A 10,787-nucleotide genomic window follows, 5' to 3' on the forward strand; every position below is an offset into this window, starting at 1 on the left:
AGTGCTTTATTTGTTTAAAATTTAAAATAAAAAAGCGAAAGATGGTTGGACCCCGTCTTCGTTAAGAAAGGACCATCTTTCATGAACAATTCTATCAGAACTATCTTAGGAATTAAAGATCCCTATCTCAAACTAGATGAAAAGAACTTTGATAATCCAATTGAAGATCAACCTAATCAAATCATTGTCCATCTTATCCAAACTTATCCTATGCATTGCCCACGATGTGGACATTTAATGTGTAAGAATGGCTATAAAACAGTTAATTGCTTGGGACCAGAACTTCACTTTAAACCAACAATCTGGTCGATTAAAAAGCAAAAATATATCTGTAAAGCTTCCTCTTCTTGTCCTGAAGTAATTACTAAATTAGCGGCTGTTAGAGATATTAATTATCATGATCATATCTCTTTGGCGATAAAACAACGAGCCATGATGCTTCTGACGAAAAATGAATCACAAAGTGATTTAGCCAAAGAACTAAATGTCTCGAACTGGACAATTAGACGAGTCATTACAAACCTTGATCAATTCTTCAAACCTAACTATCATTGGTTGCCTCGCCATATTGCTTTTGATGATTTTAAATCTGGTCGCTTTGCGCCCAGTGGAATGAGTATGATTCTAATGAACATTGAAAATAAACGGACACTTGACATTATCCTGTCACGAAAAAATAGTTATTTGCGGAACTACTTTCTTCGATATGACCGTTCAGCACGCCTAGCAGTTCAAACAGTAACAGTTGACTTATACACTCCATATCGTCACTTAATTCATGAACTCTTCCCTCACGCTATAATTATCGCTGATCATTTTCACATCGTTGCTCAAGCGTATCGTGCATTAAATAAAATCAGGATTCAAGTAATGAATCGTGCTGGTGCTGCCACTCATGAGTGGCGTGCACTTAAGCATTTTTGGAAATTACTCTTAACACCTGCTAATGAGCTTAAATATAATAATTATTGGTCAAGACGTAACTTTAGTTACGCTCAATTAACCGATGTTGAAGTTATTCACCGTCTCCTAAGTTTTGATAATGAGTTAAAAAAAGCTTATGAATACTATCAAGACTTAATTATGGCGATTGCTCATCGTAGGAAGGAAGAATTAAAAAACTTACTCGTAATTAAATGGACACACCTTCCGCAAGCACTACAGAAAGTTCAGCGTACCCTTCGTAGTCATAAACAAGAAATCTATAATAGTTTCAAATATGACACCTATACAAACGGTCCTGTTGAAGGAACCAATAATAAAATTAAAGTTATTAAACGAACTGCTTATGGCTTTCGTAATTTCTTTAATTTCCGGATTAGAATTCTTCTTGCATTACCAAATACCTATATCGCAATAAATTGGCGAAATAAACAAACAGCTCATGCCAAAGTCCAGGCACAAGCTGCTTAGTAAAATTATTTTATTTTCTCATCAGTACTTCTTGACAAAGAGCCATTAAAAAAGCCGCTTATCATGCATACGCATCATAAGCGACCGAAGATTATTTAGGCTTAGTTAAGAGCTTTCTTAGCTTCGTCAACGAGTGCCTTAAATGCATCTGCATCGTTAACAGCTAAATCAGCTAACATCTTACGGTTAATGTCAATGTTAGCAACCTTTAAGCCGTGCATTAACTTGCTGTAACTAATGTCGTTCATACGTGCAGCAGCGTTAATCCGCGCAATCCAAAGTTCACGGAACTTACGCTTGTTGACCTTACGATCACGGAAAGCGTAAGTGTAACTCTTCATTACTTGGTCTTTAGCAGTCTTGAAAAGACGGTGCTTTGAACCACGGTAACCCTTTGCTAACTTCATAATGCGCTTGCGACGTGCACGCGTAACAGTTCCACCTTTAACTCGCATGTTGAAATCCTCCTACGTATATTAAATAGTTATTTTTGTGAAGTTTACTTAAATGGTAATAACTTCTTGTAACGCTTTACGTTGGTCTTGTCCATCATGCTCAAACCACGTAATTGACGACGTTGCTTCTTAGTCTTACCGTGGAAACGGTGACTAGTGAATGAGTTTCCACTCTTGAATCCACCATTAGCTGTACGCTTGAAACGCTTGGCAGCAGCACGGTTACTCTTCATCTTTGGCATAACTAATTCCTACCTTCTTAAATTAATTCTTTGCTTTATCAGCAGCCGGAGCAAGAGTTAAGAAAATACTCCGCCCTTCCATCTTCGGACGTTGAACAACAGTAGCGATGTCTGAAGTTTCTTCAGCCATTCGTTCAATCATGTCACGACCGATATCCTTATGGGTAATAGCACGACCACGGAACCGTAATGAAATCCGTACCTTATCGCCCTTTTCAATGAACTTACGAACACGCTTTAACTTAACATTAAAGTCATTAGTATCAATTGATGGACTAAGGCGAATTTCCTTAACCGTTATCGTCTTTTGCTTCTTACGAGCTTCACGCTCTTTCTTTTGCATCTCGAAACGGTACTTCCCGTAATCCATAATGCGGGCAACAGCTGGGCGTGCCTTTGGTGCAACTAATACTAGGTCTAAGTTAGCTTCTTCAGCTAATTGTAGCGCTTCACGCTTAGACTTAATGCCCAATTGTTCACCATCTTGACCGATTAACCGCACTTCCCGTGCACGAATACCGTTATTGACAATCATATCTTGTGCTATGGCAACGCACCTCCAATTTTTTTAGCGAAAGATCAAGCAAAAAAGCGAGGTACAAAAGTACCCCGCTTCATAACAACGACCTTATCCTAGTGGTCGATTATCATTCATCTCGTCAGCCCGGCGATCGATATCACCTAGGCGAGAAGCGGGTGCTTCTGCTTTTTCTTTCAACGTTTACTAGCTTACTAAATTCAAAGTTTAATGTCAAGAACTTTATCCCTTATCACGCAAATTCTTTCCTTCCATTTCAATCTCACGTGATAAGTACTTGATTCTTTCCATAATGCGGGCCGCTTTGAGGGGCTCATTATCGCCTTGCGCATTGATAGCAAGGTGGTTATTTTGCAACTCATCCATTGAAAAATTGGAACTAAAGAAGGTTGGTAATTCTTCTTGCATCCGATATTCTAAAATCACTCCTAAAATATCATCTCTTACCCAAGTTGTCATTGCACCGGCTCCAATATCATCAAGCATTAAAATCGGCGCCCGTTTAATAGCATCCAATTTTTCGCCAGTATTATTTTGCTTAATTGAATTCCGCATTTCAACAGCAAAACTAGGAAAATGAACCATCGTTGTTGCAACTCCCTTACTCTTAGCGAGTTCATTAGCGATTGCTCCAAGGAGGTATGTTTTTCCGACTCCGAATTTTCCATATAGGTAAAGCCCTGGTTGAAAATTATCTTTTTGGTAATTATCCGTAAAGTCCATGGCTGCTTGAATTGCCTTTGTGCGTGTATCAGTTTGGGTATCTTCATTTAAATAATAATCATCATATGACGCATTTTTAATGAACTTAGGCATATTAATCGAGTTAACTAGTCGTTGAATATAACGTTGTCGTTGGCGTTCTAATAACTGTTTAGTTGGAACATAGGTTACGTCAATTTGGCCTGCACTGATAACCAATTGCGGAGAATATCCCGGGGCAACAGTTGGCACTCCTTTTTCAATTAATTGCTTTTCATGAAAAAACTCATAAAGCTTTGATCGTCCCCGTTTAATTGCTTCTTTACTAAGACGGTCACGATTTTCGTTTAAGAATGCTTGAACATCTTTATCCGCATAAACTTGCTTCATCGTTTGTTGGATATTGTTTGCAATATTTTGACCGCGCATTAACTCTTGTAAAGTTTTGTTTAGTGACTGCATGCTGCCACCTCCTTTAGCTGCTACTTCTTCTTACGATTAGCGATCCGTTCACGCAGTTTGGCAATTTCTTGTGAGGAAGCCTTTTTCATCAACTCACTCGTGTCTTTCTTGCTCCATGCTGGCATCGGTTCCTTAATCGTTTTGCGCCACTTATTTTTCTTTGGCGTCTTTGCTTCCTTTTTCTTTTCTTGCGACTGCTTGTTAAAAGTCTTTAATTGAACAATGGCTTGCTCCCCATTAATTACGCCATGTTGGAGCCAGTTATTGGCAATTGCATCGACAAAATTAGCAGTCAAAGTAGAATTTCCCCGGTCACTAATCACATACCACGTTAAGATATTAATGGCATCTTGGGTAAGTTTTTCTTGCGCTACTAAACCTGTCAGAATATGACGTTCACCTGAAGTTACGTAGCCACCCGTCTGACCTTTAAGAACCTGGAGAAATTCGACTGGGGAGTAATCCTTAGCTGTCGCCAATAATTCCTGATCTTTACTAGTCAGTTCACTATTTCCATTTGTCACCGGCGCTTCTTTTTCCGCTACTTTTGTCGTTGAAGAATAGACAATATTATAGGCAGACGCAACAATTTGCTTAAATTTTTTCGGATTGAAATGATTGGTTTGCAGATCAATCGACCGCAAAACCAATGTCTTCATCGTTGGTGCATCAATCCCATATAATTGATGTTCTAATAATATTAGGTCTCGATTATTTTCAAGGTCTGCACTGACAATTGGCTGATTAGCCAGCAAGTGAATGAGGGTTGACCAATCAAAGTCATCGCTCATCCCCGCAGTTAACTGGGGTTGCTGTTCTACTGGTGCCTGTTTTCGCGCCGTTAAAATCGCTTGTGGTGTTTCAGTAATTGACTGCGAGTTAATATGAAATTCTTCAAAAAAGTTGTGACTCACATTAGTTAGTGAAGTGTTAGAAGAAGCAAGCTTGTATTGCCGACTTTGCTTAGTCAAACGTTCAAATGCTTCATCTCCTACTTCCTCTAAAAGTAAAATACTCAGCAAGTTATCAGCTAAAAATTTTTCTGGAGTAAGGGTCGGCTGCAATTCATAAACGTATACGTCCCCGATCTCATCGTGCTGGAAATAAGTCTGAACTAAGCCAACTGCCTCTAAACGATGAAGAGCCTCCAGTACTTGTTGGCTCCCAGCATTTACCTGGGCTAACAGGTCACTTTGCAAGGTCCGGTTAGCAATCGTAGGATTAGGCAGCAAGCGCGCTTTTAACGCATAAAAAAAGCTAAACGCAACTGGTCCTAAAATTGGCTGATAAAATGTTGCAAAGGTCTGGTCACTAAAACTAATAAATGCAGTGCTGGCCGTAACAACATAACCGGCCTGCGGGTCAAAAGCTGCTGCAGTCATTTTACAACCCTCCTAAGTTATTTTTTATGTTCTGCCTTCATCATGGTTTCAAGTTCGCTCATAAAGGCGTCAACGTCCTTAAATTGGCGGTAAACACTTGCAAACCGAATATAGGCAATCTCATCGACGCCTTTTAATTCGTTCATCACAAATTTACCAATAATTTGACTGGAGACTTCGCTTTCACCAATGCTCCGGATTTGTTTTTCCACTTTATCTGCAATCTTGGTCAACCGCTCCATACTAACCGGTCGTTTTTCTGCCGAGCGCACAATCCCATTGAGGATCTTTTGGCGACTGAATTCTTGGCGCGTGCCATCTTTTTTAATTACTAGTAGTGGCGTTTCCTCGTACCGTTCAAAGGTTGTAAAACGAAAGCCACAATGAATGCACTCACGACGACGACGAATAAAGCTTCCGTCTTCGCTTGGCCGACTATCGACAACCCGTGATCCATTTTTGTGACAATGTGGACAGCGCAATGTGTCCCCCTCCTTTATAGTATAAGTACTTTATTTTACCACATTTTACTCTGCTTTTAGCTGATTTATTAGGGATGCGACTTGTTTTTGCAGGGCAGCTTGGTCACCATTATTATTTATTTTAAAATCCGCCCGCGCTTCTTTATCTGATAATGGCATTTGGGCAGCAATTCGCGCTTGCGCTTCCTCTTTAGAACAGTGATCGCGAGCCATTAACCGCTTAAGCTGCGTTTGTGGATCAGTATAAACAACTACCACATAATCACAATCTTCATCATAGTGTTGCTCGAATAATAATGGTACATCTAACACCACGAGCGGAATCCCCTGTTTTTTTAAAGTATTAACCTGCGCAAAGATAGCATCGTAAATTAATGGCTGAAGAATCTCATTGAGTTTTTTCAACGCTTCTTTATCATTAAAGACAATTTTTGCTAAGGCTTGCCGATTGAGCTCCCCAGTTGGCAAAAGTACTTTCGGACCAAATACTTTGACAATCCGTGTTAACCCAACCGAGTCTGGTGTCTGGACTTGCCGCGCTACTTGGTCAGCATCAATCACCGGAATCCCAGCCTGGCGCAAAATAGTGCTTACCGTTGTCTTACCGGTTGCGATTCCACCTGTTAATCCAACTATTTTTGTCATTTCTTATTCCTTCAATACTTGACAGTGTGGACAAAATGTCGTTCCACGTTCAGCAACCTTAATTTTAACCATTTTCGTGCCACAACGCGGACATTCATCCCCCGCATGACCATAAGCTTTTAAGCGATCTTGGAAAGCGCCGGCATCACCAAATGCATTCGTAAAACTATGCACAGTGGTTCCCTTGTACTTAATCGCTGTCGCCAGTTCTTTGATAATATTTTTCCGTAATTCAGTAATCTGGCTAGCCGTTAAAGTATTGGCTGGTTGCTCCGGATTTATCCCCGTCATCCATAGTACCTCATCAACGTAAATGTTACCCAGACCGGCGACATGACGCTGATTAAGCAAGAATGGCTTAATCTTTCCCCGACTCTTTTTTAATTCAGCTGTAAAGTATGGCAAGGTAAAGGCGTCTTCTGTCGGTTCAGGGCCAATCGTCTTTAATCCGCCGACATTCATCTCATCACCGGTTTTTACCAGTGTCATCCGCCCAAATTTACGGGTATCTTGATAACATAATTCCGTGCCATCCGTAAATTCAAAGACAACATGGGTATGTTTATCAATTGGTCCGCCAATCGGTTGGTTGTAATATTTTCCTTCCATGCGAAGGTGTGAAATCATCGTCAAATCATTAGTAAAACGAAAAAGAAGATATTTCCCTCGCCGATCAACATTTTCAATCGTCTGTCCAATCAACGCCTGCCGAAAATCTTCAACGTCATTGGTAATCGTTTTACCATAATAAACATCGATCGCGTTAATTTTACGCTTAGCGGCAATCTTCAACAAACCGCGGCGAACAGTTTCAACTTCTGGTAATTCAGGCATTTAATTCCTCCGATCTATTTTTTAAGGTCATACCAGGTATCCCCATACTTACTATCTACTTTAAGCGGCACATCCAACTTAACGGCCGAATCCATTACTTTTGGCACTAATTCCGATAGAACCGGGATTTCTTCCTTTGGGGCCTCAAAGACTAATTCATCATGAATCTGCAAGAGCATTTTTGCCTTTAGATGGCGTTTCTCAAGCTCATCTTGCATCCGGATCATCGCAATCTTAATGATATCAGCAGCGCTCCCCTGAATTGGCGTATTCATTGCAGTCCGCTCTGCAAATGATCGCTTGCTGAAACTTTTGGCATGAATGTCTGGTAAGTAACGACGGCGGTGAGTAATCGTCTCAACATAACCATTCTCTTTAGCAAACGCAATTGTCTCATTGATGTATTTCTTTACACCGGGGAATTCATGGAAATAATTTTGAATAAATTCATGAGCTTCTGCACGACTAACATGAATCCGTTGTGCCAGTCCGTAATCACTAATCCCGTAAACAATTCCAAAATTAACTGCTTTTGCCCGACGCCGCATATTACGGTCAATCTCGGCATCAGGGGCTAGATGGAAAATTCGGCGAGCTGTACTAGCATGAATATCTTCACCATTCTTAAAGTCTTCCTGAAGGTTCTTGTCACCAGTGATGTGAGCAAGAACCCGTAATTCAACTTGCGAATAATCTGAAGAGAAGATTTGCCAACCTTCATGACTAGGAACAAATGCCTTTCTGATTAGACGTCCTTCCGGCAACCGTACTGGAATATTTTGCAGGTTAGGATCAACAGAGGACAAGCGACCAGTTTGCGTTAATGTCTGTAAGTAGCGCGTATGGATCTTCTGGTCATTTGAATGGATAACTTTCAGCAATCCAGTGATATAGGTAGATTGAAGCTTAGCAATTTGACGATATTCCAAAATTTGCTCAACAATCGGTGACTTATCAGCTAACTTCTCCAGCACATCAACTGCAGTGGAATAACCGGTCTTGGTCTTTTTGATCACTGGTAATTTCAATTTTTCAAACAGAATATGGCCTAGTTGCTTAGTGGAGTTAATATTAAATTCCTCACCAGCTTCTTGATAGATCTGACTTTCAATTTCTGATAGACGTTCAGTTAATTTACTACCCATATCTTTCAAAGTTTGTGCATCTACATGGACACCCGCGATTTCCATTTTTGCAAGAACCCGGGTTAGCGGTAATTCAATATCAGTATATAGTGGCGTTTGCTTATTTTCGTCTAATTTGGCAAAAAGATCCTTGCGCAGCTGTTCAATTGCCCGCGCCTTCGTAGCCAGGTGACTAAAGAAGGTCTTATCATCATCAGGCACAGCGCGCTTAGCACCTTTACCATAAACTTCCTCATCTGTTCGGACATCATCGTAACCGTGTTCCTGAGCTACTTGTCCCAGGTCGTTACTATTATCATTAGTATTTAGAAGGTAAGATGCCAAAAGTAGATCAAAATTAATGTTTTCAAGCGGAATACCGAGGCGATGAAGCCCAACGATTTGTGCCTTGGCATTAAAGACATTCTTCTTAACACTATCACTCTGGAGTAAATCTTTGAGAGGCGCCTCTTTGAGCAGGTCCACATCTCGACTTGTAAACCAGTGTCCTTCATTGCCGATCACAAAACCAGCGAATGGTGACGTATGGTAATTTTCTTCTGGCATTTCAAGGTAAAAACTTACTTCACCCGTTAATTGTCCTAGTTCATCTAAGTTATCTTTAGTTAAAACTGTGTAGTCAATTGGAGCAATCTCAGCTTCGTCTTCCTCTCCAGCCCCATCGATATCCATCTTTTTCAAGAAAGATTTAAAGCCCATCTCTTTGTAAAACTTAATCAAGTCATCCGTTTGTGGGCCTTGATATTGCAGATCATCTAAGCCAATCTTGATCGGAGCATCCCGAAGAATTGTTGCTAATGTCTTACATTGGCGAGCAACCTCTTCATCCTCAATCAAATGTTCTTTCATCTTACTCTTTTTGAGGTCATCGATATGGTCATAAAGCTCTTCAACCGAACCAAACTGTTTTACAAGCTTGATTGCAGTTTTTTCTCCAATTTTAGTTACGCCAGGATAATTATCGGAAGAATCACCCATCAGTGCCTTCATATCAATTATTTGGCGCGGCGTAATTCCTAATTTTTCTTCGACATGTGCTGGCGTATAGTGCTCCGTATCAGTAACTCCTTTGTGGGTAACAGCAACGGTCGTATTTTCACTTGCTAGCTGGGTAAGATCCCGATCCCCTGTTACGATCAACGTCTTGTAGCCAGCATCATCCGCTTGCTTAGCCAAAGTACCGATAATATCATCAGCTTCATAGTTAGCTAATTCATAACTATGTAACCCAGAGTCTTTGATCAATTCGCGCACATAAGGGATCTGCTCGGTCAATTCATTAGGCGTCTTGTTTCGACCACCCTTATAGTCATCATACATTTTCGTCCGAAAGGTTACTTTTCCTGCATCAAAGGCTACTAAAGCCGCATCCGGTTTAAAGTTTTGCAACACATGGTCAAGCATCAGCTTAAAGCCATAAATGGCAGCTGTATGCAAGCCGTCTTTATTTGTAAACTTGTCCATTTGATTATGCATGGCAAAAAATGCCCGGAAAACAATACTATTTCCGTCAATTAACAATAATTGTTTTGTCATTTAATTCCCGCCCTTCTATCGCTAATAGTAATTGTACCAGAGAATATAGTAATGGTTTAGTTTCTTGACCAAAGATTTAAGCTATAATTAAAATGAAAAAACATTAGATGTGAGATGAAATTCATGGATAAACTCATTAACTATCAAAAGCCTGCAGAAGCACGTCTCTTTGCCCTGCTCCTCACTTTCAGCGGTGGCTTCATCGATGCTTTTACATATATCAAATGTGGGCGCACAATGGCAGCAGCCCAAACTGGCAACATTATTTTTCTTAGTGCCGCTCTTGCCAATCACAATTTTCTCGGCGTCGTTGACCGGCTTGGCTCATTGATCGCATTTATTCTTGGATTAGCAATGGTCAGCATCCTGCACGCTCATTTAAGAACTGATTATTGGCGAGTAGTTTGTCTGTTGCCGATTTTATTAGTAGGAGCAATTATCGGTTTTCTCCCGGATAGCTTTCCTGACTATCTGATGGTACCAGCCGTTTCATTTGGTCTTGCAATGCAAAGTGCCGCTTTCAGCAAAATCGAAGGGCTCGGTTATAACAGTGTTTTTACTAGTGGAAGTGTTAAAAAGGCAACGGTTGCTTGGAGCGAATACTACTTTCATCACGATCGTTCGCAACGATCAGCTGCCTTTAGTTATCTGATGATCGTGATTTGCTTTACGCTTGGCGCGATCATTTCTGCGCAGTTGCTACCTCTTTTCCGAATGAAAACTATCTGGATCGCCACTTTTTTGATCCTCGTAACTGATAGTTCTTATTATTTAACTAAAAAGAATGCTAAAAAATAATCATTTAAAGTAGGAAAAAGGCTAAGAAAAAGTTTGGGTATACACTTTCTGGTATGGATGGAGATTCCATGCCAGATTTTTTTGTATAAAAAAGAGACATTTGCTGTCCCCTCGTTATACAATCAATTCACCACAAAAATCATGAAAGAAGGT

The 10,787-nt window shown here is 40.3% G+C and carries 11 protein-coding genes and 1 other annotated feature; of the genes, 2 read left to right on the top strand and 9 right to left on the bottom strand.

Translation table 11 applies throughout. The features are described 5' to 3' along the window. Positions 1–81: 81 nt before the first annotated feature. Entirely contained in the window at positions 82–1,413 is a 1,332-nt protein-coding gene (locus LMC10_RS05355; RefSeq protein WP_229268889.1) for an ISL3 family transposase, read from the top strand. A gap of 101 nt (positions 1,414–1,514) precedes the next feature. Here LMC10_RS05355 and rplT read toward each other — a convergent pair whose 3' ends face one another. The 9 genes from rplT to polA all read right to left on the bottom strand — a co-directional run bounded on the left by rplT (position 1,515) and on the right by polA (position 9,836). Next, complete coding sequence (gene rplT / locus LMC10_RS05360; RefSeq protein WP_003664105.1) at positions 1,515–1,868, bottom strand: 50S ribosomal protein L20; 354 nt, start codon at positions 1,866–1,868, stop codon at positions 1,515–1,517. A gap of 44 nt (positions 1,869–1,912) precedes the next feature. Beyond that, positions 1,913–2,110, bottom strand: coding sequence for a 50S ribosomal protein L35 (gene rpmI / locus LMC10_RS05365; RefSeq protein ID WP_003664106.1), 198 nt, complete (start codon positions 2,108–2,110; stop codon positions 1,913–1,915). A 22-nt stretch (positions 2,111–2,132) separates the two neighbouring features. Continuing rightward, complete coding sequence (gene infC, locus LMC10_RS05370; RefSeq protein ID WP_003664107.1) at positions 2,133–2,645, bottom strand: translation initiation factor IF-3; 513 nt, start codon at positions 2,643–2,645, stop codon at positions 2,133–2,135. Between the two features lie 42 nt (positions 2,646–2,687). Beyond that, positions 2,688–2,824, bottom strand: a sequence feature (ribosomal protein L20 leader region). A gap of 46 nt (positions 2,825–2,870) precedes the next feature. Further along, a complete protein-coding gene (dnaI, locus tag LMC10_RS05375; protein WP_229269130.1) occupies positions 2,871–3,812 on the bottom strand; it encodes a primosomal protein DnaI in 942 nt (313 codons plus the stop codon). 20 nt (positions 3,813–3,832) lie between these two features. Next, positions 3,833–5,194, bottom strand: coding sequence for a replication initiation and membrane attachment family protein (locus LMC10_RS05380; RefSeq protein WP_229269131.1), 1,362 nt, complete (start codon positions 5,192–5,194; stop codon positions 3,833–3,835). Between the two features lie 17 nt (positions 5,195–5,211). Further along, complete coding sequence (gene nrdR / locus LMC10_RS05385) at positions 5,212–5,676, bottom strand: transcriptional regulator NrdR (RefSeq protein WP_003668489.1); 465 nt, start codon at positions 5,674–5,676, stop codon at positions 5,212–5,214. 45 nt (positions 5,677–5,721) lie between these two features. After that, the gene (gene coaE / locus LMC10_RS05390; protein ID WP_229269132.1) at positions 5,722–6,321 is read right to left on the bottom strand and encodes a dephospho-CoA kinase; all 600 of its coding nucleotides are present in this window, start codon (positions 6,319–6,321) and stop codon (positions 5,722–5,724) included. Positions 6,322–6,324: 3 nt separating this feature from the next. Further along, positions 6,325–7,155, bottom strand: coding sequence for a bifunctional DNA-formamidopyrimidine glycosylase/DNA-(apurinic or apyrimidinic site) lyase (mutM, locus tag LMC10_RS05395; protein ID WP_003670851.1), 831 nt, complete (start codon positions 7,153–7,155; stop codon positions 6,325–6,327). Positions 7,156–7,169: 14 nt separating this feature from the next. Continuing rightward, complete coding sequence (polA, locus tag LMC10_RS05400) at positions 7,170–9,836, bottom strand: DNA polymerase I (protein ID WP_229269133.1); 2,667 nt, start codon at positions 9,834–9,836, stop codon at positions 7,170–7,172. Between the two features lie 123 nt (positions 9,837–9,959). On the opposite strand from polA, the gene LMC10_RS05405 reads away from it, so the two are divergent. Beyond that, positions 9,960–10,634: a YoaK family protein gene (locus tag LMC10_RS05405; protein WP_229269134.1), complete on the top strand. Its 675-nt coding sequence runs from the start codon at positions 9,960–9,962 to the stop codon at positions 10,632–10,634. The last annotated feature ends 153 nt before the right edge of the window (positions 10,635–10,787 follow it).

Source organism: Limosilactobacillus reuteri subsp. simiae (assembly GCF_020784875.1).
GTDB classification, from domain to species: Bacteria; Bacillota; Bacilli; order Lactobacillales; family Lactobacillaceae; genus Limosilactobacillus; species Limosilactobacillus reuteri_H.

Bases quoted from the DNA above. Each gene is read 5' to 3' on its own strand.
- LMC10_RS05355 (WP_229268889.1), top strand. From the start codon at position 82: ATGAACAATTCTATCAGAACTATCTTAGGAATTAAAGATCCCTATCTC.
- rplT (WP_003664105.1), bottom strand. From the start codon at position 1,868: ATGCGAGTTAAAGGTGGAACTGTTACGCGTGCACGTCGCAAGCGCATT.
- rpmI (WP_003664106.1), bottom strand. From the start codon at position 2,110: ATGCCAAAGATGAAGAGTAACCGTGCTGCTGCCAAGCGTTTCAAGCGT.
- infC (WP_003664107.1), bottom strand. From the start codon at position 2,645: ATGATTGTCAATAACGGTATTCGTGCACGGGAAGTGCGGTTAATCGGT.
- dnaI (WP_229269130.1), bottom strand. From the start codon at position 3,812: ATGCAGTCACTAAACAAAACTTTACAAGAGTTAATGCGCGGTCAAAAT.
- LMC10_RS05380 (WP_229269131.1), bottom strand. From the start codon at position 5,194: ATGACTGCAGCAGCTTTTGACCCGCAGGCCGGTTATGTTGTTACGGCC.
- coaE (WP_229269132.1), bottom strand. From the start codon at position 6,321: ATGACAAAAATAGTTGGATTAACAGGTGGAATCGCAACCGGTAAGACA.
- mutM (WP_003670851.1), bottom strand. From the start codon at position 7,155: ATGCCTGAATTACCAGAAGTTGAAACTGTTCGCCGCGGTTTGTTGAAG.
- polA (WP_229269133.1), bottom strand. From the start codon at position 9,836: ATGACAAAACAATTATTGTTAATTGACGGAAATAGTATTGTTTTCCGG.
- LMC10_RS05405 (WP_229269134.1), top strand. From the start codon at position 9,960: ATGGATAAACTCATTAACTATCAAAAGCCTGCAGAAGCACGTCTCTTT.